This window comes from Actinomyces culturomici, from assembly GCF_900499005.1.
In the GTDB taxonomy this organism is placed as follows: Bacteria; Actinomycetota; Actinomycetes; order Actinomycetales; family Actinomycetaceae; genus Pauljensenia; species Pauljensenia culturomici.
Genome location: NZ_LS991318.1, coordinates 192,014 through 215,528 on the forward strand (window position 1 = coordinate 192,014; position 23,515 = coordinate 215,528).

Below are 23,515 nucleotides of genomic sequence, written 5' to 3' on the forward strand. Positions count from 1 at the left end.
GGCGGCGCGCCTGTTCGGGGTGGCGGGTCGGGCGCCGGGGCCTTGGGGGGCGGCGCCCGACCCGCGGAGTCAGTTCGCGGAGGCGGCGGCCGCCGCGGCGAACCCGATCTCGAGGTCGGCGAGGATGTCGTCGATGTGCTCGATGCCGATCGAGAGGCGGACGGTGCCGCCTTCGATGCCGGCGGCGACGAGCTCTTCGGGCGTGAGCTGCGAGTGCGTCGTCGAGGCGGGGTGGATGACGAGGGACTTCGCGTCGCCGATATTCGCGACCGTCGGGAGGAGCTCGAGGGAGTCGGCGAAGGCCTTGCCCGCGGCGACGCCGCCCGAGATGACGAAGGAGAGGAGGCCGCCGGCGCCTCGCGGCGCGTACTTGAGCTGGAGCGCGTGGTAGGGCGAGGACTCGAGGCTGGCGTAGGAGACGGACTCGACCTGTGGGTGGGCTTCGAGGTAGCGGGCGACGGCGAGGGCGTTGTCGACGTGCCGTTCGATGCGCAGTGAGAGTGTCTGGAGGCCCTGCTCGATGAGGAAAGCGTTGAACGGGGAGGTGACGGCGCCGAGGTCGCGGTTGACGAGGGTCTGGATGCGCAGGAGGAACGCGAGGTTCGCGCCGAGCGCCCCGTCCTTGCCGAAGTCCCGGCCGAAGACGAGGCCGTGGTAGGAGTCGTCGGGGGTGTTGTAGAGGGGGAAGCGCTCGGGCTGGGCGGTGAAGTCGAAGTTGCCGGAGTCGACGACGACGCCGGCGATGGCGGCGCCGTGCCCGCCGAGGTACTTCGTCGCCGAGTGGACGACGATGTCGGCGCCCCACTCGATCGGGCGGACGAGGTAGGGGGTGGCGACGGTGTTGTCGATGACGAGGGGGACCCCGACCTCGTGGGCGACGTGGGCGATGGGCTCGATGTCGAAGATGTCGCCCTGCGGGTTGGGAATCGTCTCGCCGTAGAAGGCGACGGTCCTCTCGTCGGTGAGGGCGCGCCACTGCTCGGGGTCGCGCGGGTCGGCGACGAAGCGGGCCTCGATGCCGAGGCGCCCGAGTGTGGTCTTGAGGAGGGTGACGGATCCGCCGTAGAGGGACGGGGAGGCGACGACGTTCGATCCGGCGGTGCCGAGCGCGAGGATCGCGAGGGCGGAGGCCGACTGGCCGGAGGAGACGAGGAGACCGCCGACCCCGCCCTCGAGGGCGGCGATGCGGGCGGCGACGGCGTCGGTCGTCGGGTTGGTGAGGCGGGTGTAAATGGGGCCGAGCTCGTTGAGGGCGAAGCGGGCGGCGGCCTGGTCGGCGTTCGCGAAGGCGTAGGAGGAGGTCGCGTAGATCGGGAGGGAGGTCGCGCCGGTCGCGGGGTCGCGATCCCAGGCGGCGTGGATCTGCTTCGTCTCGAACTTCCAGTCGGCGGCGTGGGTCTGGGTCATGGGGGTGCTCCTTGAGAGTGGGAAGGAGCGGGGAGGGCCCTGCCTGGTAGGCTTCTTCGGCGGTGCGCCGGCGGCGTCTCCCCGCATGGGTCGGGGATCGCGACTGCACGGCGGCCGTGCGCGCCGGGTGGCGCTGCGCGGGGCTGACGCGCAGTCAGCTCTGCATTCGGAAGCTCATGGCGCCAACGCTACGACCGGCCCTCCGCGGCGGCGAGGGGAGGGCCGGAGGGCGGACGCGTGTAACACGCGTGTCCGCCGTTCGGTCGTCGACGCGGATCGACGAGGTCGGGGCGGTGCGCCGGAGAAGGGGAATGGGGGTCCGGCCTCGCCGCTTGACGAGTCTGTGACGAATGTGAATACCTGTGAATCCTGGTGATTGGAGTGAAACCTGTTGCAATGGTGGAGTCGGGTGATCTACTCTCGCCGAGAAGGCGTGTCGCCGAGGCGCGCGTCCCCCGCGTCCCCGACGACAGGTGAAGCAGTGTCCACATCGATGAGCCGCCAGCGGAGGCTCCGCGTCCGCACCGGCCTCGTCGCGCTCGTTGCGAGCGCGGCCCTCCTCGCCCCGCAGATCGCGCAGGCCTCCCCCTCCGAGGCGGATATCGCCCGCGCTCAGGCGGAGGAGCAGGCCGCGAAGATGTCGGTCGCTCAGATCGAGGTGCGTCTCGCCTCCGTGTCGGCGCAGGCCGACGCCGCCATGCAGGCCGCTCAGGCCGCCGCCGAGGAGCTCAACGCCGCGAACATGAAGCTCGACGAGGCGAAGTCGACGGCCACCCAGGCCCAGAAGGACGCCGACAAGGCGAAGGCCGACTTCGAGGAGGGCAAGAAGGAGATCGCCTCCGTCGCCCAGACCGCGTACCGCGAGGGCGCCGCCTCCCTCGACTCGCTCGCCCCCTACCTCGGCTCCGACGGTCTGCGAACCGTCGAGACGAAGCAGGCGTCGATCTCCACCTTCTCGAATTCCGCGGACGCCAAGATGCAGCGCGTCGCCGCCCTCGAGCAGGTCGCGACCGTCATGCAGAAGGCCGCGGACGAGGCCGTCGCTGCGCAGACCACCGCAGCTCAGGAGGTGGAGACCCGAACCGACGCCGCGAAGGCGTCCGCCCAGTCGGCACTCGCCCTTCAGCAGACGACGGCGGCCCAGAAGGAGGCCTACGTCGCCGAGCTCGCGAAGAAGCAGAACACGACGGTCGAGCTCATCCAGCAGCGTGAGGCCGCGATCGAGGCGGCCCGACAGGCCGCCGCCGAAGCCGCGGCCAAGGCCGCGGCGGAGGCCGCCGCCCGGGAGGCGCAGCGTCGGGCGGCCGAGGAGGCTGCGGCGGAGGCGGCCGAGGCCGCCGCGGCCGAGCAGGCCTCGCGTTCCGAAACGCGCGAGGAGGCGACCCCGGCGCCCGCTCCGGCTCCGGCGCCGAGCGCCCCCGAGTCCTCGGGCGGGGCCTCGACGGCGATCAGCGCGGCGAAGAGCTTCCTCGGCGTCCCCTACGTCTGGGCGGGCGAGTCCTACGGCGGCGTCGACTGCTCGGGCCTCGTCATGCTCGCTTGGGCGCAAGCGGGCGTATCCCTCAGCCATTCCTCTCGGGCGCAATATTGGGAGGGGACGCAGGTGCCTCTCGGCGCGGTCGAACCTGGTGATCTCGTCTTTTGGAGCAGCAACGGAACTCCGGGTGGTATCTACCACGTCGCGATGTATCTCGGGGGCGACACGATGATTGAGGCGCCCGTGCCCGGATTGACGGTGAGAATTACCGGCATGCGCTATTACGGTGGGATCATGCCCTACGCCGTCCGCCTCTGATTCGCCGACCCCGCCCCCGTCCCCCGCACCCTCGCCTCCCCGCTCCCCTCACCGAGAGCATTACCTTCGCGCGCCGAGGGGATGCGGTTCATGACTTCGCGGGGCGGGCTTCCGGATCGGCGTGAACTGAAACGGCGGGGGGGGGGGACCCCGGGGGGGGCGGCCCCCCCCCCCCCCCCCCCCCGGCCCCGCCCGTTCGCCGCCCCCGCCCTCCGGTTTCGCGCGCGCGTCGTCCGTGGGCGGCGCGCCCTCGCTTCTTCATCTCCCTCGCCCCCCGCGGCCAGGGAGGGGGGGAGCGCGCGAGGAGCGCGGGGTTCTGGAGAGNCGTTCGGTTAGCCCGTTCGATTCGTCGGACCGGTCTGCTTGTTTGGTCGGGTCGGACTTCGGCGGGCCGCTCGGGCCGTCGCGCCGACTCAGTGCTGGCCCTCGGCCTCCTTGAGGCGCTCGTAGGAGCGGCGGATCTCCGCCTCGGCCTCCTCGCGGCCGACCCAGTGGGCGCCCTCGACGGATTTGCCGGGCTCGAGGTCCTTGTAGACCTCGAAGAAGTGCTGGATCTCGAGGCGGTGGAACTCCGAGACGTCCTCGATCTCCGTGCGCCACGAGGCGCGCTGGTCGGAGGCGGGCACGCACAGCACCTTGTCGTCGCCGCCCTTCTCGTCGGCCATGCGGAACATGCCGAGCGCGCGGCAGCGGATCACGCAGCCGGGGAAGGTCGGCTCCTCGAGGAGGACGAGGGCGTCGAGCGGATCGCCGTCCTCGCCGAGGGTGTCGTCGATGAAGCCGTAGTCGTCCGGGTAGCGCGTCGACGTGAAGAGCATGCGGTCGAGGCGGATCCGGCCGGTCTCGTGGTCGATCTCGTACTTGTTCCTGTTCCCCTTGGGGATCTCGATCGTGACGTCGAATTCCACCGTGTACTCCTTCATTCGCCCGCGGCCCGCGGGTGTCGGGTCCACTGCTCGTCTCCCGTGCCGCTACTGTGGGTGGAGCTCGAGAACCTCGGAGGGAGATCCATGCGGCGCGGGACTGCTATTGGGATTGTATGCGCTTGCGCCGCGACTCTGGGGCTCGCCGGATACGCCGCCGCCGATATCGCCGACGTGGTCCCGGGCTTCCTCACGGCCTCGCAGAAGGCCGTCGCCGCCGACCCACCCTCGTTCCCCGCCGAGTCCGCCCAGTCGCTCGCCTCCGGGACGAAGCCGGCCGGCGACGCCGTCTCCGCTTCGGACGTCCAGGCTTTGTGGTCCTCCGTCGCGAAGGCCGCATCGGATGGCAAGTGGACGACCTGGGGCTCGGTCGTCGACGCGCAGACCGGGGAAGTGCTCCTCGACGCCTCGGCCTCGACCGTTCACACGCCCGCCTCGACGACGAAGGTCCTCACCGCCTTCACCGCCCTGTCGGTCCTCGACGCTTCGACGACTCTGAAGACCTCGATCAGTGCGTCGGGCTCGGATCTCTACCTCGGCTCCGACGGTGACCTCCTTCTGGGCGCGGGAGCGTCGAATCCGGACGCGGTCGATGGGCGCGCCGGCCTCGCCGATCTCGCGGCGAAGGCCGCGGAGTCCCTCAAGGCGGCGGGCACGACCTCCGCGACCCTTCACTGGGCGAAGAACCCCTTCGACGGGGAGGCCCGCCTCCAGGCGTGGACCGATCAGAGCGTCGCGAATTACGAGGGCGCGGTGTCCGCGATGGCGATCGACGCCGGCCGGGTCTCCGAGGACGCCTACGCCTTCGTCGACGACCCGGCGAGGAATGTCGCGCAGGTCGTCGCGAACGCCCTGACGAACGCGGGGGTGGCGACGACGCTCGCGGGGGAGTCCGATCCGATCGACGGCGCCGAGACGATCGCCTCCGTCAAGTCGGCGACGATGGGGGAGCAGATCCGGTGGATGCTGCATCACTCCGACAACACGGTCGCCGACCAGTACTGCCGCCTCGCCGCGAAGGCGAAGGGCGTGCAGTCCTCCTTCGGCGGCTCGGTCTCGGTCATCCGCTCGACTCTGGAGGAGGCGGGCGTCGCGACGACCGACATGTCGCTCGGCGACTGCTCGGGGCTGTCCTCGAACGACCGGATCGCCCCCGCGACCCTCACGGGCGCGCTGCGCGCGGCGATCGCTTCGAAGGGCGACGTCGCCGACCTCGTCCGCTCGCTTCCGTGGGCGGGCCTCGACGGGACGATGACGAACCGCATGACCGACGGCTCCGCCCTCGCGAACGCTCAGGCGAAGACCGGGTCGCTCGCGAGCGTCTCCTCGCTCGTGGGCGTCGTCCAGACGACGTCGGGTCGCCTCCTCGTCTACGCGATCGGCAACGATGCCGTTCCCGATGACGCCGCGGCCCTCACGCGCCCCTACCTCGACGATTTCGTCACGGGCCTCGCGGACCTCTGAGCGGTCCGCCCGCCCGCGCCCGGACAGACGCCCACGTAGACTGACCCCATGTCGCGCCCGATCGGAGCGGCCGGGATCGCCCGGGCGCTCAACGCCCTCAGCTACGCCGGCCCTCAGACCTCGCCCTCGTCCGCCGCGGGCGTCGTCGCGCGCCTGGGCCGGGCCGCCGCATGGTCGGGGCCGCGGCTCGCCGCGCTCACCGGCCTGCCCGAGGCCGAGGCCGTCGCCGCCTCCCCGGTTCTCGTCGTCGACCGTCACGGGCTCTCGCGGATCGTCGCGCGCGCGATGGACGAGGCCGCGCCCCTCGACTCGCTGAGCGGAGCCCGCGCGCGCCTCGCGGTCCTGCGGGTGCTCGGCGCGACGACGACCGGCGCGTGGGATCCGTCGACCCGGTCGCGCGTCCTCGTCGCTCCGAACGTCCTCGCGGACGCTCACCGCTTCTCCCTCGACCAGGGGGATTGGTGCAAGTGGGTGGCGCTGCGCGCGGGGCTCCAGGGGGTTCTGCTCGAGCGGGCGCCCTTCCTCGCCGGCGCCTCGGCGGGCCCGGAGGCCCTGCTCGGCCGTTTGCTCCTCGTCGAGGGGCTCGTCGACGCGCTCATGCGCTCGCTCACGCCCGCCGATCTCTCGTCCGTCGAGTGGCTCCGCCACCACGGTCCGGACTCCTCTCTCATCCGCGTTGTCGCCCGTCTCTCGCCGTTCCTCGACCCGTCGGCCGCCGCGCTCCTCGAGGATCATCGCCTCATCGGCCCTTTCGCCTCCGCCGTCGTCCGCGACGGGCGGCTCGAGGCGCTTCTCTCCGACGCGTCCGCCCTCCCGACCCGCGAGGAGCTCGCCGACCCGCTCGCCTGGGCGAGGCGTGCCGGCTGAGCCGAGCGGGGCGACCCGCCTCGTCGGGCCGAATCCCCGCGGCGCGCTCTCCCGCGTCTCCCTCGCGGTCCGCCGCGCTCTCGCCGGACTCCCGGCGGGCGCGCCGGTCGTCGTCGGCCTGTCGGGCGGCGCCGATTCCCTCGCTCTCGCGCTCGCGGCCGTCGATCTGGGGACGAGGTCGGGGCGGCGCGTCGTCACGGCGACGATCGATCACGGCGTGCGCCCGGAGAGCGCCCTCGAGGCCCGCTCGGTCGCGGCGCTCGCGCGGAGTCTGGGGGCCGAGGCCCTCGTCGAACGGGTCGAGGTCGGTGGGGACGGGGGGCCGGAGGGCGCGGCGCGCGACGCGCGCCGCGAGGCCCTCGTGAGGATCGCCCGCGAGGTCGGCGGACCGGTCCTTCTCGGGCACACCCGCGACGATCAGGCCGAGACCGTGCTCCTGCGACTCGCGCGCGGGTCGGGCGCGGCGTCCCTGCGGGCGATGAGCCCCGATTCGGTCGACGAGGGCGGCGTCCGCTGGATCCGGCCCCTCCTCGACTTGGCGCGCGCCGACACGGAGGAGGCCTGCCGGCAGGCGGGACTCGACCCGGTCCGCGACCCCTCGAATCTGCCGGACGGGCCGTGGCGGGCGTCCGACGGGGCGGCACTGCGCCGCGCCGCGGTCCGCGCCGCGGCGCTCCCCGCCCTCGCGCGGGCGCTCGGCGCCGATCCCGTGCCCGCGCTCGCGCGCACCGCGGAGCTCGCGGCCCGCGACGACGACGCCCTCGGCGAGTGGGCGGAGGCGGTGTGGTCGAGCGCTCGCGTCTCCGCGGAATTCCCGGATCCGGACGGACCTCCGGATCCGGCGGAACTCCCGGATCCGGCCGGGCTCCCGGACGTCGTGAAGCCCTCGGACCCGGCGCGCAGCTCGGCCACTGCGGAGCATGCGACGCGCTCGGGGGCCGAGCGCCCCGATGAGACTCCCCGACCCGATCCTCCCGTTCCCGCGCTCGCCGTCGACGCCCTCGTCGATCTGCCGATCGCCGTGCGCGCGCGCGTCCTGCGCCGCTTCGCCCTCGAAGCCGGCGCGCGCCCCGGGGACCTGTCGAGCGCCCACCTCGACGCCCTCGACGCCCTCCTCGTCGCCTGGCGCGGACAGGGGCCGATCCCCCTTCCCGGCGCGGCGATCCGGCGCCTCCGCGATCGCGCCGGGCGCCCCGTCCTCGTCGCCGACGACCGCCCCTCGGAACGGGATTTCCGCTCTCAGTGAGTTCGGCCGCCCCGCGTCGCCGCCCCGGGCGCGGATGTGGCACGCTTGACCGCATGGGCGCCCCCCGGACGGGGCGCACCGACGGAAAGAGGATCGCGTGGACACCACCGACATGGGCGAGGATCTCAAGGACGTCCTGGTCACCGCCGAACAGCTCGATCAGCGCCTCACCGAGATGGCCGAGGAGATCGACAGGGACTACCTCGGCAAGGAGATCCTCCTCGTCGGCGTCCTGCGCGGCGCGGTCATGGTGATGGCCGACCTCTCGCGGAAGATCCACACGCCGGTCCAGATGGACTGGATGGCCGTCTCCTCCTACGGGTCCGGCACGAAGTCCTCCGGCGTCGTCCGCATCCTCAAGGACCTCGACCAGGACGTCACCGGGCGCGACGTCCTCATCGTCGAGGACATCATCGACTCGGGCCTCACGCTCTCGTGGCTCCAGACGAACCTCCTCTCCCGCGGTGCGAACTCGGTCCGCATCGCCACCGCCCTGCGCAAGCCGACGGCCGCGAAGGTCGACGTCGACGTCGCCTACGTCGGGTTCGAGATCCCCGACGAGTTCGTCGTCGGCTACGGCCTCGACTACGCGGAGAAGTACCGGAACCTCCCCTTCGTCGGGACCCTCGCGCCCCACGTCTACGCCCACTGATCGAAGGACATTCATGGCGGACAGCTCGAAGAAGAAGCGGATCAACTGGGCCTGGATCATCGCCCCCCTCCTCGTTCTCATGATCGGCGGATGGTTCGTCTGGCAGACGTTCCAGCCCCGCGCGGTCGACACCTCCGAGGGGCTCGAGATCCTCAAGGGCACCGGGATCGAGAGGGTCGTCGTCAACGAGTCGACCCAGCAGGTCAACGTCGTCCTCGCGAAGGACTACACGCACGAGTCGACCGGGCTCGGCGATCGGACGGCGAACCTCGGCAAGAGCGTCTACTTCACCTACGCCTACGAGCAGACCGCCGACATCCTCGCGTCGGTCGAGAAGGCCGACCCGACCCGCGGGTGGAACGCCCTGCGCCCGCAGGCCTCGGCGCTGTCCTCGATCCTCCAGATGGTGATCCCGCTGATCCTCCTGTTCGGCGCCTTCTGGTTCCTCATATCGAGGATGTCCGGCTCGCGGATGATGGGCGGCTTCGCCCAGTCGCGCGCCAAGGAGTTCAACCAGGAGCGCCCCGACATCACCTTCGCCGACGTCGCGGGCGAGGATGAGGCCGTCGAGGAGCTCGAGGAGATCCGCGAGTTCCTCGCGTCCCCCGACAAGTTCCACCGCGTCGGCGCGCGCATCCCGCGCGGCGTCCTCCTCTACGGCCCTCCGGGAACCGGTAAGACGCTCCTCGCGAAGGCGGTCGCCGGCGAGGCCCATGCGCCCTTCTTCTCGATCTCCGGCTCGGAGTTCATGGAGCTCTACGTCGGCGTCGGCGCCTCCCGCGTCCGCGACCTCTTCGACCGCGCGAAGAAGGCGGCGCCCGCGATCATCTTCGTCGACGAGATCGACGCGGTCGGCCGCCACCGCGGCTCCGGAATCGGCGGCGGCAACGACGAGCGCGAGCAGACCCTCAATCAGCTCCTCGTCGAGATGGACGGCTTCGACGAGCGCGCGAACATCATCCTCATCGCCGCGACGAACCGCCCCGACATCCTCGACCCGGCGCTCCTGCGCCCGGGCCGCTTCGACCGGCAGATCGCCGTCGAGGCGCCCGACCTCAAGGGCCGCGAGGCGATCCTCAAGGTTCACGCGTCGGGCAAGCCGATGACGACGGACGTCGACCTCCGCCAGATCGCGAAGCGGACGCCGGGCTTCACCGGCGCCGACCTCGCGAACGTCCTCAACGAGGCCGCCCTCCTCACCGCGCGTTCGAACGCCGACCTCATCGACAATCGCGCGATCGACGAGGCGATCGACCGCGTCATCGCGGGCCCGCAGAAGCGCACGCGCGTGATGAACGACCACGACAAGGCCGTCACCGCCTATCACGAGGGCGGGCACGCCCTCTGCGCCGCGGCCCTGCGCTACACCGACCCGGTGACGAAGGTGACGATCCTCCCGCGCGGTCGCGCGCTCGGCTACACGATGGTGATGCCGACCGAGGACCGCTACAACAAGACCCGCAACCAGCTGCTCGACGACCTCGTCTACTCGATGGGCGGGCGCGTCGCCGAGGAGATCGTGTTCCGCGACCCGTCGACGGGCCCGGCGAACGACATCCAGCAGGCGACGAAGACGGCGCGGGCGATGGTGACCGACTACGGCATGTCCGACCGCGTGGGCCTCGTCAAGCTCGGGACGACCGACACCGAGGCCTTCGGGCACGGCTCGGGCGCCGAGCAGCGCGGATTCTCCGACGAGATGGCGTCGATCATCGACGACGAGGTGCGCCTGCTCCTCGACGCCGCGATGCGCGAGGCGTGGGAGATCCTCACGAAGAACCGCGCGATCCTCGACCGGCTCGCCGAGCGGCTCCTCGAGGAGGAGACCCTCGACGAGGCCCAGCTCGCCGAGATCTTCTCCGACGTCGTCAAGCAGGACGAGCGCCCGGTGTGGAACTACGGGGCCGACGCCGCGATCCCCGGGGCGCGCCTCGGCGATCCCGTCGGGATTCCCGCGGACGAGGACGGGGCCGCCTCCTCGACGACGGAGGGCGATGAGCCGGAGTCGGCGTTCGCGCCCGCGGCGCCGACCGAGTCCGGCGCGACTGAGACCGAGGAGGGCCGATGAACTACGACGAGGCCGGAGTGGAGAAGGCGTCGCGCGACCTCCTCGTCGCGATCGGCGAGGACCCCGACCGCGAGGGTCTGCGCGACACGCCCGATCGGATGGCGCGCGCGTGGCGCGAGATGCTGCGGGGTCTCGACGAGGACCCCCGCGAGTACCTGCGCACGCAGTTCCAGGCCGGGACGGACGAGCTCGTCCTCGTCCGCGACATCGTCTTCCACTCGGTGTGCGAGCACCACCTCCTCCCGTTCTACGGCCGCGCGCACGTCGGCTACATCCCGCGCGGCGGGCGCGTCACCGGATTGTCGAAGCTCGCGCGCGTCGTCGAGGGCTACGCCTGCCGCCCGCAGGTCCAGGAGCGCCTCACCGCGCAGATCGCCGACGCGATCGACGAGGTCCTCGACCCGCAGGGCGTCATCGTCGTCCTCGAGGCCGAGCACATGTGCATGTCGATGCGCGGCGTCTCCAAGCCGGGGTCCTCTACCGTCACGTCCGCGCTGCGCGGCATCATGAACGACGGCGCGACCCGCGCCGAGATGATGGCCCTCGTCCTCGGGGGGCGCAGATAGGGATGAGCCTCGCCCGACCGGTCCTGCCGGGCGGAGCGCGTCTCCCGGAGGACCGCACGCTCGTCATGGGGATCCTCAACGTCACGCCCGACTCCTTCTCCGACGGGGGGAGGTGGGACGGGATCGACGCCGCGCTCGCCCGCGCCCGCGAGATGGTCGCGCAGGGCGCCGACCTCGTCGACATCGGCGGGGAGTCGACGCGCCCGGGTTCGACCCGGATCGGCGCCGATGAGGAGTGGGCCCGCATCGGCGAGGTCGTCCGCGAGCTGTCGGCGGAGGGGATCGTCTGCTCGGTCGACACGCTCCACGCGGCGACGGCCCGACGCGCCGCGCGCGCCGGGGCGGCGATCATCAACGACGTGTCCGGCGGGCGCTGGGACCCCGACATGAATCGCGCGGTCGCCGACTCCGGCTGCGCGTACGTCGTTCAGCACTACCGGGCGCTGCCGGGGATGCCGGGGGAGTCCTTCGACTACGGGGACGACCTGCTCGGCGCGCTCACCGCCCGACTCGAGGCGCAGGTCGGCGAGGCGCTCGCGGCCGGCGTCGCCCCCGAGGCGATCATCGTCGACCCGGGCCTCGGCTTCTCCTTGACGAACGAGCAGTGCGAGGAGATCCTCCGGAATCTTCGGGCGCTCGCCGCCCTCGGGTACCCTGTCCTCATCGGCGCGTCCCGGAAGCGCTTCGTCGCCGCCCGCGGCGGCGATCGCGACGAACGGACCGCCGAGATCACCGCGCTGTGCGCGGCCGAGGGCATGTGGGCCGTGAGGGTCCACGAGATCGCGAGGAACGCGCGCGCCGCGCGCGGAGGAAGTGGGGACCGGGCATGAGCCGTCGACTCGACGTCATCGCGCTGCGGGGTCTCGCCGCGAACGGGGTTCACGGAGTCCTCCCCGAGGAGCATCGCGCCCGCCAGCCCTTCGTCGTCGACCTGGCACTGTGGGTCGACGCCTCTGAGGCCGCCCGCACGGACGACATCGCCGACACGGTCTCCTACGCGGTCATCGCCGACGAGGTCGCGGCGATCCTCAACGGCCCCTCCGTCCGCCTCATCGAGACCCTCGGCCATCGCATCGCCGACGCGGTCCTCGCCCACGAGCTCGTTCGCGGCGTCGAGGTGACGGTCCACAAGCCGAAGGCCCCGATCGCCCAGACCTTCTCCGACGTCTCCGTCACGGTCCGCCGCGGCGAATGCGGCCCGCTGCCCGTCCTCATCGAGGAGGGCTCCGCCGCTGCGACGTCGGCCGATTCCCCCGAAGCGTCGTCGATCGACGAGGGCGCGAGCGCCGGAAAGGACGAGGCCCTCGAGCCGCTCGAGCCCGTGCGCGTCCTCCTCGCGCTCGGCGGGAACATCGGCGATTCGCCCTCGATCCTCGCCGCGGCCGTCGAGGCGCTCGTCGACGACGCGCGCGTCGACGTCCTCGACGTCTCCCCGATCCTGCGCACCGCCCCCGTCCTCGCCGATGGGCAGTCCCCACAGTCCGACTACTGGAACGCCGTCGTCCTCGCGTCGACGCGCCTCGATCCGCACGGGGTCCTCGACCTCGCCCACGAGCTCGAATCGGCGGCCGGCCGCGTCCGCGTCGAGCACTGGGGCCCGCGCACCCTCGACGTCGATGTCGTCGACTACGACGGGATCGCGCTCGACGAGCCCGACCTCGTTCTTCCGCATCCGCGCGCCCGTGAGCGCGCCTTCGTCCTCGCGCCCTGGCTGATGGTCGATCCTGCGGCGACGCTGAGCGGCGAGCCCGTGGCGCGACTCCTCGAGGAAGCGCCCGACGCCGCGGGGATCCGCGACGCCGTCGACGACTGGCTTCTCGATCCGGACTCCGTCATCGCCGAGTCCGACGCCGTCCTCGCCGCGGGCGACGAGCCCGAAGCGGCGCCTGAGCCCTCGGAGGCGCTCGCGGAGACCGGGACCGGCGACGAGACCGAGACTCCGGCGGGCTTCGAAGCCCCCGTCTCCGACGAGGACGTGTTCGCGGTCGGCCCGGCCGAGGACGACACCGCCGCCCCCGTCGTCTACGGGCCCTCGCGCCTCGATCTCGTTCCCGAGGCGTCGCGCCTCGGCCTCGCGCCGAAGGACGATGAGGACGATGTCGTGTGGAGGCGGCTGTGGGCGCGCTGGTCGGCGCCCCAGCCGATCGCGCCCGAAACCGTGGGAGCCTCCGGAGCTCCCGCAGTCCCCGACGCGTCGTCGGCTCCGACGAGGGCCGACTCGGCGAACTCGACCCCCGAGCCCCCCGTCGTCGCCGAGCGCCCCGCGCGGCCCCAGGAGAGCGCCGCGTCCGATGCCGCGCCGATCGTCTCCCCGGAGCCGGTCGAGGGCTCCGACCTCGTCGATCCCCAACCGGCGCCGGCGACCGACACGGCGGAGGACGCCCCCGCCGAGTCCGCCGCCGACGCGACCGCGGAGGTCCCCCGCGACCCCTTCGCGGAGCCGGTCGTCACCGTCTCGCGCTCGCCGAGACGCCTGCCGAGCTGGGATTTCTCTCGCGCCGACGTCCGCATCGTCGACGAGCCCGGCGCCGCCCAGGTGAGCGCCGCCGCCGACACCGCGCCCGTCCGCCGCTCCATCGTCGACCCCCACCTGCCGGAGGGCGCGCTGCGCGGACCGATCCCGGACTCCGAGCTCACGCGCACCGGCCTGCTCCGCAAGATCGTCGTCCGCCCCTCCTCGACCGGCGCGATCCCCATCGTCAAGGATCGGGACCGCCGATGAGGCCCGTGTCGAAGCGGCGCCTCCTCGTCTACGGGATCGTCGCCGCTCTCGTCGTCGGCGCCGCGGGACTCGTCGTCGTCGGATTCGGAGGGGCGCCCCTCCAGATCACCCCGCTCCTCTCCGTCCTCCTCATCGTGCTCGCCGCGCTGCTCGACTGGGCGGGCCTCCACGTCAAGCGCCTCAAGGCTCATCAGCGCACCTGGGCGACCCCGCTCATCGCGATGCGAATCGCGGTGGCCGCGCGGGCCTCGGCGCTCGTCGCCTCCGTCGTCGTCGGCGCGCTCCTCGGCGTCCTCGTTGCGAGTCTCTCGCGCGTCGCCGCGGCGCAGATGGCGTCGAACGCCCTCGCCGCCGGACTCGGCGTCGCCGCGGGGCTCGCCTGGTGCGTCATCGGGTACATCGTCGAACGGTGGTGCATCGTCGACGACGACTCCGAGGAGGGGCCGGACGCGGGCCGTACGACCGCGAGCCCGGCATAGACCGAGCCGCCGCCCGACTCGCGCGCTCCGCTCGCGCGGCCGACCGGAGACGATCCCGGCGAACCAGAAATGAGAACCGAACGCCCGCCCCGAGAGGAGACCCCATGAGCTCCGCGCAGCGCCGTCCCGCCCGCCAGGCGCCGAACCTCTGGCCGAGGCGCATCATCACCGGCACCGGGCTCCTCCTCGTCATCGCCCTCATCGTCTGGGGCGTCTTCGCCCTCATCGGCCTGTTCGCGGGAGGCGCGTCGAACGCGGAAACCCCGCAGTCGACGACGAGCTCGAAGGCGGAGACCGTCCAGTCGGGCAGGGGCGAACTCGTCCTCGGCCGTGGAGACGTCGTCACCGAAGACGGCATCGTCTCCAACGACACGACCGTGACCATCCCGCGCTGCGCCGAGGCCGAACTCGACTACTCGGCGACCGCCGTCCAGACGACCGTCGGAGCCGGGGAGAAACTCGAGACCTCGATCGAGAACCGCTCGAAGGTCGCGTGCTCGACCGCCCTCGGCCGACTCTCGCTTCAGATCCTCACCGGAGACCAGACCGTCTACGACTCGGCGCAGTGCGAGTCGCGCGATGAAACGGCGACGCCGCTCCTCCTCGCGCCGAACGAGCCGTGGACCGGCACGATCGACTGGGACGGCCTCGTCTTCACCAACGGCTGCTCCGCCCCCGAGGGCGGCGCCCAGCCCGCCTCCGAGGGGACCTACCGCGCGGTGCTGCTCCTCGACGGGTTGCCCGTCATCGGCGAGCAGGTTTTCACGGTCGTCGCGGCGCCGGCCGCTGGGGAGTAGGCGAGGCGCTCAGCCGACCCGGCGGAGCGTCCTCATCGCCTCGATAATGAGTTCGGGCCGCTCGAAGAGGGCCGAGAGGTCGGATCCGGAGGGAAGCGGGATCGTCGTGCCCCCGTGGAAGGGGCCGACGCCGACGACGGTCGCGTGGACGGAGTCGACGGAGGAGCGCGGGAGATCGATGTCGCCGAATCGATCGGCGGAGCCCCAGCCTTCCTCCTTCAGCCGGCTGATCGGCGCCCGCCTCTCCTCGGGGCGTTCGGGATCGAGGTCGAGGACGGCCGACGCCGAGTATTCACGAGGACGGAGCGCATGCGCGCACAGAGTGGTGGCGCCGCGTGCGACGGCGAGGTGAATGGAGGCCGCGGCCCGGTAGCGGGGGTCGTTGAGTCCTCTTGGCGCGTCGGCCTGCGGCGACGTCAAGGAGGATCTCAAGGGCAGGAGGGTTCCGTCCTCGTCGAGAACCCACAGGGTGGAGGCCCTGACGAGTCCCTTCTGATCGCGGTCGAGGTGCTCCGTCGGCCGTTCGTAGGGATTGCCGTCCCATTCCTTGCACCAGTCGCTCCAGCCGGGCAGATGGTCGAGGCCCCGGGTGTTCTCGAGGCGCAGACTGCCGAGTCGGGGGTCGTTCGCGTTGCCGGAGCCGATGAGCCACCAGTCGGGGTTGGGGCGCAGATCCTCGGGCAGCGGTCCGCGCGCCCTCGTCGGGTCGGCGTAGCCGAGCAGAGCGAGGAGATCGGACCATCGGCGGCGAAGATCGTCCCACGGGGCGGACGGATCGATGCGGAGGGTCCGGCCCATTCCTCGAGGGGCCACACCCGCCACAGCGGATGCCGTCCGGGATTGCCGGAGCCGTCGGGCGGGAGGAACTGGGCGGAGAGCCACGTGCCGTCAACGTCGACGGCGGTGGTGAGGGCGATGAAGTGGGTCGTTTCCCTGGGGACGCGAATGCGCGTGAAGCGGCGGTCACCGATGCTCGCGGGTGCGGGCCACCGCTGCGGCGACGGGGAGCCCTGCGGCCCCATGGCGAGGAGTACGGCTCCGGGTGTGAAGGTCGCCTGGTCGGGCCAGCTGGTGAAGGGGAACCACAGAGTGGAGACCCGGGCGGAGATCAGGCCCTCGAACATCGTCGCGTCCTCCTCTCACGGCGCCGACGGCGAATCACGAGCGCTTCCCCCGGTAGAAGAGAGTGAAGAGGAGGACGACGAGCGCGGGCGGCGCGAGCGCGAGGATGCCGAACGTCCTGTAGCGCGCGGTCGAGGCGAGGGTGGGATAGTGCGCCACGACGAGGAGGCCTGCGATGGCCCCTCCGACGAGGGCGAGAATCGTGAGGAGGGCGAAGAGGACGCGCGCGCTCGTCGACCAGACGATCGGCGCGTCGGACGGTGCGTCCGGCTCGGCGGCCTCGGGGAGGTTCTCCACGGGGGAGAAGGGATCCTGAGTCGTCATGTCACGTCCTCGTCATCGTCCGAACCCGGCCGTTCGCGGATGCAGCGAACGGCTGATGTACATCGACGAGCATAACGGGCCGCGACGCGGGAGACGGGGGAGGTGGCGCGCGCCCCGGCACATCGCGGCTCTTCTCGACGAACCCGAGCGATCGCGCGCCTCGACCGGGGGCTCGGCGGCCCGGAGCCGCATCCCCTCGGCGGACGAAGGTAATGCTCTCGACGGACGAAGGTGATGCTCTCGCGCGGTCATGCGCCAGCGGCGGCGGGGCGCGCGGCGAGGGCCCGGAACGCCTCGGTGAGAAGAACCGCGTGGTCGGGGATCGAGGCGAAGTCGCCGAGGTCCTCGCCGACGCCGAGGCTTCGACTCGCGAGGATCCGATCGGCGGGATCGACGGCGTCGACGCGGACGGCCTCGACGCCAGAGCGCACGAGTCCGACGGCGTCGGAATGCGCGGACGCCGGGCGGATCCCGACGCGCTCCATCTCCGCCCCCGTCGCGGGCCGGTGCTCCTCGACCTCGAGCGGGTAGACGTGGTAGCGCCCGGCGCCCGCTCCGTTCGCGAGCCACCAGCCGCCGCGCACGCGCACCGCGAGCCGCAGGCGGACCGTCGGCCCCGCGGCGCCGTCGGCGGGATGGGGCACGAGGTCGGAGGTCCAAGCCTTGCCGGGGTGGGAGGCGAGCGGCGAGTCGGGGAGGCCGAGGGCGTCCGAGGAGCTCCCCATCGGAATGGAGTCGGCGACCGAGAGAGCGAGAGGCGCCGAAGCGATCGACCCTGCGGGGAGGCGCCCCGCGAGGGTCCAAGCGGCCTCGTCGATCGCGTCAGGCACCGCGCCGGTGAGGACGCCGAGCACGCGGCGCGCGTGAACCGGCAGATCGCTCATACGGAAGTCGGTGGGCACATCGATCGCGGGATTGTCGCGGTCCCACACGGACCCGCGCAGGAGCCGCAGGCGCAGGGCCTCGACGCGCGAGCGGTCGACGACGACGTCCCGCCCTGCGGCGGTCCGGGCGCCGTCCGCGGCCGAGGGAAAGGCCTCCCCGCTCCTCCGGACGCCCGGTCGCGGTCCGAATCCGAGCGCCTCGAGCGTCGCGGGCGCGTGATCGAGCAGGCCGCCTGAATAGTCGGACCACGGGAGCAGTCGGAGGAGGTCGGGGCGCCCGTCGACCTCCTCGCAGCAGAACCAGCGCCCGCCGACCTTCGCGGAGACGACGAGCAGGGCCGCGTGCGCCGTCCCGTCCGGGAGATCCCACGAGGGAGCCCCGTCCTCGTCGATGAGGAGGCGCGGGGAGGGGAGGAGAGCGCCGGCGGCATCGAGCGCGATCGCGGGGGCGCGGCCTTCGAGGAGGAGCGCGACGTCGCCGCGGGGCTCGCAGACCGCGGACGAGGGCACGGCGAGGACCGGGCGCAGTGCGAAGAGGCTCGAGGCGTCGCCGAGGACGCCCACGTCAGGGCCTGTTCGCGAAGTACTCGAGGAGACGCGCATCGCCCGACACGATGATGATGTCCTCCGGGTTGATGCGCGTCTGCGCGGTCGCGTACTCGAAGGGGGCGCCCGGGCGCAGCACCCCGAGGAGATTGACGCCGTAGCGGCCGCGCAGATCCAGGTCGGCGAGCGTGAACCCGTGGACCTCCTTCGGCGGGTGGAGCTTCATGATGGCGAAGCCGTCCTTCTCCATCTCGATGTAGTCGATCATGCGGCCGCCGACGAGGTGCGCGGTGCGCTGACCCGCGTCGAACTCGGGGTAGATGACGTGGTGGGCGCCGATGCGGCGGAGGATCCGGCCGTGCTCGCGCGAGATCGCCTTCGCCCAGATCGACGGCATGCCCATGTCGACGAGGTTCGCGGTGATGAGGACCGAGGACTCGAGGGACGAGCCGGCGCCGACGACGGCGGCGCGGAATTCACGGGCGCCAAGCTGCTCGAGGGCCTCCATCGACGTCGCGTCCGCCTCGACGAGCGGGAAACGGCCGGCGAAGGCCTGAACGCGGGCGGGATCCTTCTCGACGGCGAGGATCTCGTACCCGAGCTTGTCGAGGGTGACCGCGACGGCCGAGCCGAAGCGCCCCAGCCCGATGACGAGCGTGCCGGAGGCGAGTTCCTTGATGTCCTCGTTTGCCATGTCCGCCATTATGCCCCGGCGTCGCTCCGATTCACGAGGGCGGGGCGGTGCGCGGGGCGCGCGGAGGCGACGAACTACCAGCCGACGATGCCGTTCGCGGCCATCTGGGCCTGGTGCTCGAGGTTCTCCCGGATGAGCTTGGCGCGGTAGGGGCCGATGCCCTCGATGCTCTGGAGGTCGTCGATGGTCGCGGCGCGCAGCTCGGTGAAAGTCGGCCAGTGCGTGGAGACCTCCTTGATGATGTTCCACGGCAAGTGGGGGACGAGCGAGAGGGCGCGGATGCCGCGCGGCTGGATGTCCCGATCGAGGTCGGCGACCTCGAAGACGCCGAGGCCGAGGATGTTCGCGATCGCCGTGAGGTCGACGAGCTTCTCGCCCGAGAGCTCGGAGAGGTGCTTCTCGACGGAGGCGACGGCTCCGGGGTCGCGGATGTAGTCGCGCAAGACGAGGGCGCGCTCGGACGCCGAGCCGCGGACGAGGTCGTCGACCTGGAGGGCGAGGAGGCGCCCCTCGGAGCCGAGCTCCTCGAGGTAGCCGTTGATCTCGGAAGTGATCCTCCGGATCATCTCCATCCGCTGCATGACCGTCGTGACGTCGCGGACGGTCGCCGAATCGCGCATCTCGAGGACGGTGAGGGTCTGAAGGACCTCGTCGAGGCGCTGGCTGTAGCGGTCGAGCGTGTCGACGGCGAGGTTCGCGCGGGCGAGGAGCGACTCGGGCTCCTCGACCTGGCGGTGGTACTCGCCGACGTAGACGGAGATCATCCGCATGGAGGCGGAGAGGGAGAGGACCGGGAGGTGGGTCTGACGGGCGGTGCGCTGGGCGGTGCGGTGGCGCATGCCGGACTCGTCGGTCGGGATCGTCGGATCGGGGAGGAGTTGGACGTTCGCCTTGCGGATGCGCTGATTGTCGATGTCGAGGACGACCGCGCCGTCCATCTTGCAGAGCTCGCGCAGTCGCGACGCGGTGAAGGGGACGTCGAGGTCGAAGCCGCCCGAGCAGATGTCCTCGATCTCCTGGTTGTAGCCGAGGACGATGAGGCCGCCGGTGTGGGAGCGCTGGATCCGTTCGAGGCCCTCGCGCAGCGCCGTACCGGGGGCGACCGCCGCCATGGCCTCCCTGAGCGTCGCGGAATCAGCGTTCACTGCCCGCCCTCCTTCACTAGCCGACACCCCGAGTTTACGGCAGCGCCACGCGGATCGCGGTGGCGAGGTCGGAGACGGTGAACACGTCCATCCCGTCGATCCGCGGAAGGTCCTCCGAGCCCCTCGCGGGCACGATCGCCCGAGTGAAGCCGAGGCGCGCGGCCTCCTGGAGGCGCCTGCCGACGCCGGTCGAGGCGCGGACCTCCCCGGCGAGTCCGATCTCGCCCATGGCGACGAGCCCGGGCTTCGGGGCGCTCCCCTTGAACGCAGAGACGATGGAGATCGCCATCGCGAGGTCGACCGCCGGCTCCCCGGTCTTCGCCCCGCCGACGGTCGACACGTAGACGTCGAGGGAGGAGAGGTCGAGGCTCGCCCGCGCGTCGAGGACCGCGAGGATCATCGCGACGCGCGAGTGGTCGACGCCGGAGGTCGTCCGTCGCGGCGATCCGCCCGAGGACGGGGCGACGAGCGCCTGGACCTCGGTCGGCATCGGGCGGCGCCCCTCGAGGGACACGGTGACGCAGGATCCGGGCACCGAGCTCGAGGTCTCGGACAGGAAGAGGCCCGAGGGGTCGGGGAGTTCGCGGATCCCCGAATCGACGAGCTCGAAGCACCCGACCTCGTCGGTCGGGCCGTAGCGGTTCTTCACCGCGCGCAGGAGGCGGAGGCGGGCGTGGCGCTCGCCCTCGAACTGGCAGACCACGTCGACGAGGTGCTCGAGGACCCGCGGGCCGGCGATGCCGCCGTCCTTCGTCACGTGGCCGACGAGGAGGACCGGGAGGTCGCGCTCCTTCGCCGCGCGGATGAGGCCGGCGGCGACCGCGCGCACCTGGGCGACGCCGCCCGCGCCGCCGTCGACCTGCGGGGACTGGATCGTCTGGACGGAGTCGACGATGAGGAGGGAGGGGGACATGGCCTCGACGTGCCCGAGGATCGAGGAGAGGTCGTTGTCGTCGGCGAGGAGCAGACGGTCGTCGATCGCGCCGATCCGCTCGGCGCGCGCCTTCACCTGGGAAGAGGACTCCTCTCCCGTCACGTAGAGGACCGGTCCGAGTCCGTTCGAGGACCGGGCCGCGCGGGCCGCGACGTCGAGGAGGAGCGTCGACTTGCCGACGCCGGGCTCCCCGGCGAGGAGGACGACGGCGCCCGGAACGATGCCGCCGCCGAGGACCCGGTCGAGTTCGCCGACTCCCGTCGGGTGCGAGCGGGCGCGGTCCCCGTCGACCTCCCCGATCGGACGGGCGGGTCGGCGCGGCGCGGTCGCGGCGGTCCCGCCCGCGAGGGCGCCGCCGAGCGCGTCCTCTTCGAGCGTCCCCCACGCGGAGCACTCGCGGCACTGGCCGACCCACTTGGGCGTCGTCCACCCGCATTCGGTGCAGCGGTAGCGGCTCTTCTCCTTCGGCATGCGGCAAGCCTATCGACGCCCACAGGCATCTGCGTCCGCCTTCCCGGGGGGCGGCTCCGCCGCCCCCCGAACACGCGTTTGGCGGCTTTCCTGATGTTTGGCGGCGCGAATCGGGGCGATTCGACCCGCCAAACGCCGACAAACCCGCCAAACGCGTGTTGATACGGGGTCAGCCGATGATCGGGCGGTCCTCGGGCATGCGGATGACGCGGGACCGCTCGCGCAGGGCGAGGGCGGCGGCGACCGTCATCGAGCCGGTGCGCCCGGCGAACATGAGGGCGACGAGGACGTACTTCGCGAGCGGCGGCAGAGTCGGCGTGATGCCGGTCGAGAGGCCGACGGTCGCGAAGGCGGAGACGGTTTCGAAGAGGATCGAATCGAGCGAGTAGTTCGTCAGCGAGAGGAGGAGGACGACGGCGACCGCGACCATGGCGAGGCCGAGGAGGGAGACCGCGACCGAGAGGCGGACGACCGAGGGCGGAATGCGCCTCCCGTAGGTCTCGATGTCCTTGTCGCCGCGCGCCTCGGCGACGACGGCGAGGACGAGGACGGCGAAGGTCGTCACCTTGACGCCGCCGGCGGTCGACGCGGATCCGCCGCCGATCATCATGAGGATGTCCTGGACGAAATGGGTCTGGGGGCGCATGACGCCGACGTCGAGGGCAGACAGTCCCGAGGATCGGGTGTTGACGCCGGAGACGAGGGCGTTGAGGATGCGCGAGGGCGTGTCGAGGGATCCGAGGGTCTCCGGGTTGGTCCATTCGGTGAGGGCGAGCATCACCGCTCCGACGAGGGCGAGGATGAGGTAGACGGAGAGCGTGAGCTTCGTATGGAGCGCCCACTTCTGCGGGGTGCGCCATCGCGCCGCGAGGTCCTGGATGACGGGGAAGCCGATCGCGCCGGTGAAGGTGCCGAGGATGATGGGGACGAGCATCCACCAGTCGGCGATGTGGGGCGAGAGCCCGCCGACGAGGATGACGAGGCCGGCGTTGTTGAAGACGGAGATCGCCATGAAGAGCGCCTGCCAGGCGGCGACGCCCGGGGTCATCCCGAGGGTGAGGAAGCGGGGGAAGAAGGCGAGGAACAGGACGGCCTCGGCGGACAGCGACGTCGCGATGACGGCCTTGAGGAGCCCGGAGATCTGGCCCATGCCGTAGGACTTCGTCTCCTGGGCGGCGAGCATGCGCTGGGTGAGGCCGAGGTGGCGGGAGACCGCGAAGCCGAGGATCGATGCGAGGGTCATGACGCCGAGGCCGCCGATCATGATGCCGAGGGCGATGACGGCCTGTCCGAAGGGCGTCCAGTAGGTCGCGGTGTCGACGGTCGTGAGGCCGGTGACGCAGACGGCGGACACGGCGGTGAAGAGGACGTCGACGAAGGGGGCCGACCGGGTCGAGACGGTCGCGAAGGGGAGCATGAGGAGCCCGGTGATCCCCGCGATGATGAGGGCGAACACGCCGAGGGCGAGGCGGGCGGGCGGGTATCGGGCCTGGCGGGCGAACCAGCCGCGGAAGTTCTCGAGGGGGGAGTCCTTCGGGCCGGTCTTCGCCCCGCCGACCTGCCGGACGACGGGGGGCGGGGCCTCGGGCGCGAAGTCGTCGGGCGTGAGGGGGGTGACGGTCGAGGCGGCCCCGCCCTTCGCGATCGCGCGGGCGGTGCGGCTGAAGGGGAGCGAGGGGCGGTTACTCCGGGGTGCCACGTGCCCCTCCTTCCCCGCCGAAGGGCGGATCGACGCCGAGGACGCCCCAGGTCGGGCGTCCTTCGCAGGGCGCCGGAGCGCCCCGGGAGGATCGTCGGAATCGGTTGTCCGAGACTTGCAGATGATCCGTCCCCAGGCACTAGTATGAACCCGAGGCGGACGATGCATCGGACGCAGGGTTCCAGGCGCCTCGCGTCTTCGAGTTCAGGAGTCTTCATGGATCAGCAGTCCGCCCCCCGTTTCATGACGGTGTCCGAAGTGGCGGATCTCATGCGCGTCTCGAAGATGACCGTCTACCGCCTGATCCACAGCGGGGAGATGCCCGCGATCCGCGTCGGCAAGAGCTTCCGCGTGCCCGAGGCCGCGGTCGGCCAGCTCATCTCGTCGGGTCTCGCCGATCACAACGACGGTCGCGCGGCGGGAATCGGCGGCTGAAGCGGGTAGGATGATTCCCGCTATGCCCTCTCGGGCATGAACGTCGAGCGGTGGGAACCTCCGCCGCGCATCACTCCATACACGAGGGAGGAACCCCATGGGCTCCGTTATCAAGAAGCGCCGCAAGCGCATGGCGAAGAAGAAGCACCGCAAGCTGCTGCGCAAGACGCGTCACCAGCGTCGCAACAAGAAGTGAGCTTCAGGGCCCGGCCGCCACGGTCGGGCCCCTGTCTCTTCTCCACATCTGACGCTGCCGACGAATAGAGAGGGGTGAG

General features: G+C 71.8%; 22 protein-coding genes. 13 read left to right on the plus strand and 9 right to left on the minus strand.

Features of this window, described 5'->3' with window-relative positions:
- Nucleotides 1–69: 69 nt before the first annotated feature.
- Nucleotides 70–1,407, minus strand: coding sequence for an O-acetylhomoserine aminocarboxypropyltransferase/cysteine synthase family protein (locus tag DY157_RS10605; RefSeq protein ID WP_115728613.1), 1,338 nt, complete (start codon nucleotides 1,405–1,407; stop codon nucleotides 70–72).
- Between the two features lie 493 nt (nucleotides 1,408–1,900).
- Here DY157_RS10605 and DY157_RS10610 point away from each other — a divergent pair, with 493 nt between their 5' ends.
- The gene (locus tag DY157_RS10610; protein ID WP_115728614.1) at nucleotides 1,901–3,202 is read left to right on the plus strand and encodes a C40 family peptidase; all 1,302 of its coding nucleotides are present in this window, start codon (nucleotides 1,901–1,903) and stop codon (nucleotides 3,200–3,202) included.
- Nucleotides 3,203–3,615: 413 nt separating this feature from the next.
- On the opposite strand, the gene DY157_RS10615 is transcribed toward DY157_RS10610, so the two are convergent.
- Complete coding sequence (locus DY157_RS10615; RefSeq protein ID WP_115728691.1) at nucleotides 3,616–4,110, minus strand: inorganic diphosphatase; 495 nt, start codon at nucleotides 4,108–4,110, stop codon at nucleotides 3,616–3,618.
- Nucleotides 4,111–4,212: 102 nt separating this feature from the next.
- Here DY157_RS10615 and dacB point away from each other — a divergent pair, with 102 nt between their 5' ends.
- From dacB to DY157_RS10665, 10 genes are all read left to right on the plus strand, one after another.
- Nucleotides 4,213–5,589, plus strand: a complete 1,377-nt coding sequence (gene dacB / locus DY157_RS10620) for a D-alanyl-D-alanine carboxypeptidase/D-alanyl-D-alanine endopeptidase (RefSeq protein ID WP_115728615.1) — start codon at nucleotides 4,213–4,215, stop codon at nucleotides 5,587–5,589.
- A 48-nt stretch (nucleotides 5,590–5,637) separates the two neighbouring features.
- Nucleotides 5,638–6,456 carry a zinc-dependent metalloprotease gene (locus DY157_RS10625; RefSeq protein ID WP_115728616.1) on the plus strand — a complete coding sequence of 273 codons (819 nt, stop codon included), beginning with the start codon at nucleotides 5,638–5,640 and terminating at the stop codon, nucleotides 6,454–6,456.
- Nucleotides 6,446–7,702 carry a tRNA lysidine(34) synthetase TilS gene (gene tilS / locus DY157_RS11835; RefSeq protein ID WP_174232161.1) on the plus strand — a complete coding sequence of 419 codons (1,257 nt, stop codon included), beginning with the start codon at nucleotides 6,446–6,448 and terminating at the stop codon, nucleotides 7,700–7,702. Before DY157_RS10625 ends, tilS begins: the two co-directional genes overlap by 11 nt.
- Before the next feature lie 97 nt (nucleotides 7,703–7,799).
- Nucleotides 7,800–8,354: a hypoxanthine phosphoribosyltransferase gene (hpt, locus tag DY157_RS10635; RefSeq protein WP_115728617.1), complete on the plus strand. Its 555-nt coding sequence runs from the start codon at nucleotides 7,800–7,802 to the stop codon at nucleotides 8,352–8,354.
- 13 nt (nucleotides 8,355–8,367) lie between these two features.
- Entirely contained in the window at nucleotides 8,368–10,422 is a 2,055-nt protein-coding gene (gene ftsH / locus DY157_RS10640) for an ATP-dependent zinc metalloprotease FtsH (RefSeq protein ID WP_115728618.1), read from the plus strand.
- The gene (gene folE / locus DY157_RS10645) at nucleotides 10,419–10,988 is read left to right on the plus strand and encodes a GTP cyclohydrolase I FolE (RefSeq protein WP_115728619.1); all 570 of its coding nucleotides are present in this window, start codon (nucleotides 10,419–10,421) and stop codon (nucleotides 10,986–10,988) included. The genes ftsH and folE overlap by 4 nt, the downstream gene beginning before the upstream one ends.
- A 2-nt stretch (nucleotides 10,989–10,990) precedes the next feature.
- Nucleotides 10,991–11,818 (plus strand): dihydropteroate synthase, encoded by an 828-nt coding sequence (folP, locus tag DY157_RS10650; RefSeq protein WP_235827195.1) that lies wholly within the window; start codon nucleotides 10,991–10,993, stop codon nucleotides 11,816–11,818.
- Entirely contained in the window at nucleotides 11,815–13,710 is a 1,896-nt protein-coding gene (gene folK, locus DY157_RS10655; RefSeq protein ID WP_115728620.1) for a 2-amino-4-hydroxy-6-hydroxymethyldihydropteridine diphosphokinase, read from the plus strand. The genes folP and folK overlap by 4 nt, the downstream gene beginning before the upstream one ends.
- Nucleotides 13,707–14,189, plus strand: coding sequence for a DUF3180 family protein (locus DY157_RS10660; RefSeq protein WP_115728621.1), 483 nt, complete (start codon nucleotides 13,707–13,709; stop codon nucleotides 14,187–14,189). Before folK ends, DY157_RS10660 begins: the two co-directional genes overlap by 4 nt.
- Before the next feature lie 104 nt (nucleotides 14,190–14,293).
- Complete coding sequence (locus tag DY157_RS10665) at nucleotides 14,294–14,986, plus strand: hypothetical protein (protein ID WP_115728622.1); 693 nt, start codon at nucleotides 14,294–14,296, stop codon at nucleotides 14,984–14,986.
- 9 nt (nucleotides 14,987–14,995) lie between these two features.
- Here the strand turns inward: DY157_RS10665 and DY157_RS10670 are convergent, their stop codons facing one another.
- The 7 genes from DY157_RS10670 to DY157_RS10700 all read right to left on the minus strand — a co-directional run bounded on the left by DY157_RS10670 (nucleotide 14,996) and on the right by DY157_RS10700 (nucleotide 22,805).
- Nucleotides 14,996–15,784, minus strand: a complete 789-nt coding sequence (locus tag DY157_RS10670; RefSeq protein WP_115728623.1) for a hypothetical protein — start codon at nucleotides 15,782–15,784, stop codon at nucleotides 14,996–14,998.
- Between the two features lie 360 nt (nucleotides 15,785–16,144).
- On the minus strand, nucleotides 16,145–16,432 hold the full coding sequence (locus DY157_RS10675) for a hypothetical protein (RefSeq protein WP_115728624.1): 288 nt from the start codon (nucleotides 16,430–16,432) through the stop codon (nucleotides 16,145–16,147).
- 248 nt (nucleotides 16,433–16,680) lie between these two features.
- Nucleotides 16,681–17,880, minus strand: a complete 1,200-nt coding sequence (locus tag DY157_RS10680) for a hypothetical protein (protein ID WP_115728625.1) — start codon at nucleotides 17,878–17,880, stop codon at nucleotides 16,681–16,683.
- A gap of 1 nt (nucleotide 17,881) precedes the next feature.
- Nucleotides 17,882–18,556 (minus strand): potassium channel family protein, encoded by a 675-nt coding sequence (locus DY157_RS10685; protein ID WP_115728693.1) that lies wholly within the window; start codon nucleotides 18,554–18,556, stop codon nucleotides 17,882–17,884.
- Nucleotides 18,557–18,630: 74 nt separating this feature from the next.
- A complete protein-coding gene (gene disA / locus DY157_RS10690; protein ID WP_115728626.1) occupies nucleotides 18,631–19,701 on the minus strand; it encodes a DNA integrity scanning diadenylate cyclase DisA in 1,071 nt (356 codons plus the stop codon).
- Nucleotides 19,702–19,735: 34 nt separating this feature from the next.
- Nucleotides 19,736–21,106 carry a DNA repair protein RadA gene (gene radA, locus DY157_RS10695; protein ID WP_115728627.1) on the minus strand — a complete coding sequence of 457 codons (1,371 nt, stop codon included), beginning with the start codon at nucleotides 21,104–21,106 and terminating at the stop codon, nucleotides 19,736–19,738.
- A gap of 169 nt (nucleotides 21,107–21,275) precedes the next feature.
- Complete coding sequence (locus DY157_RS10700) at nucleotides 21,276–22,805, minus strand: TrkH family potassium uptake protein (RefSeq protein ID WP_235827196.1); 1,530 nt, start codon at nucleotides 22,803–22,805, stop codon at nucleotides 21,276–21,278.
- 216 nt (nucleotides 22,806–23,021) lie between these two features.
- Here DY157_RS10700 and DY157_RS10705 point away from each other — a divergent pair, with 216 nt between their 5' ends.
- Entirely contained in the window at nucleotides 23,022–23,240 is a 219-nt protein-coding gene (locus DY157_RS10705) for a helix-turn-helix domain-containing protein (protein ID WP_115728628.1), read from the plus strand.
- Between the two features lie 97 nt (nucleotides 23,241–23,337).
- On the plus strand, nucleotides 23,338–23,436 hold the full coding sequence (locus DY157_RS10710; protein ID WP_003792170.1) for a 30S ribosomal protein bS22: 99 nt from the start codon (nucleotides 23,338–23,340) through the stop codon (nucleotides 23,434–23,436).
- The last annotated feature ends 79 nt before the right edge of the window (nucleotides 23,437–23,515 follow it).

Excerpts from the sequence above, each read along its gene's own strand:
- DY157_RS10610 (WP_115728614.1), top strand. The coding sequence starts at position 1,901 with ATGAGCCGCCAGCGGAGGCTCCGCGTCCGCACCGGCCTCGTCGCGCTC.
- DY157_RS10685 (WP_115728693.1), bottom strand. The coding sequence starts at position 18,556 with ATGGCAAACGAGGACATCAAGGAACTCGCCTCCGGCACGCTCGTCATC.
- DY157_RS10675 (WP_115728624.1), bottom strand. The coding sequence starts at position 16,432 with ATGACGACTCAGGATCCCTTCTCCCCCGTGGAGAACCTCCCCGAGGCC.
- DY157_RS10625 (WP_115728616.1), top strand. The coding sequence starts at position 5,638 with ATGTCGCGCCCGATCGGAGCGGCCGGGATCGCCCGGGCGCTCAACGCC.
- DY157_RS10670 (WP_115728623.1), bottom strand. The coding sequence starts at position 15,784 with ATGGGCCGGACCCTCCGCATCGATCCGTCCGCCCCGTGGGACGATCTT.
- radA (WP_115728627.1), bottom strand. The coding sequence starts at position 21,106 with ATGCCGAAGGAGAAGAGCCGCTACCGCTGCACCGAATGCGGGTGGACG.
- folE (WP_115728619.1), top strand. The coding sequence starts at position 10,419 with ATGAACTACGACGAGGCCGGAGTGGAGAAGGCGTCGCGCGACCTCCTC.
- DY157_RS10665 (WP_115728622.1), top strand. The coding sequence starts at position 14,294 with ATGAGCTCCGCGCAGCGCCGTCCCGCCCGCCAGGCGCCGAACCTCTGG.
- DY157_RS10710 (WP_003792170.1), top strand. The coding sequence starts at position 23,338 with ATGGGCTCCGTTATCAAGAAGCGCCGCAAGCGCATGGCGAAGAAGAAG.
- dacB (WP_115728615.1), top strand. The coding sequence starts at position 4,213 with ATGCGGCGCGGGACTGCTATTGGGATTGTATGCGCTTGCGCCGCGACT.
- folP (WP_235827195.1), top strand. The coding sequence starts at position 10,991 with ATGAGCCTCGCCCGACCGGTCCTGCCGGGCGGAGCGCGTCTCCCGGAG.
- folK (WP_115728620.1), top strand. The coding sequence starts at position 11,815 with ATGAGCCGTCGACTCGACGTCATCGCGCTGCGGGGTCTCGCCGCGAAC.
- DY157_RS10605 (WP_115728613.1), bottom strand. The coding sequence starts at position 1,407 with ATGACCCAGACCCACGCCGCCGACTGGAAGTTCGAGACGAAGCAGATC.
- ftsH (WP_115728618.1), top strand. The coding sequence starts at position 8,368 with ATGGCGGACAGCTCGAAGAAGAAGCGGATCAACTGGGCCTGGATCATC.
- DY157_RS10660 (WP_115728621.1), top strand. The coding sequence starts at position 13,707 with ATGAGGCCCGTGTCGAAGCGGCGCCTCCTCGTCTACGGGATCGTCGCC.
- DY157_RS10705 (WP_115728628.1), top strand. The coding sequence starts at position 23,022 with ATGGATCAGCAGTCCGCCCCCCGTTTCATGACGGTGTCCGAAGTGGCG.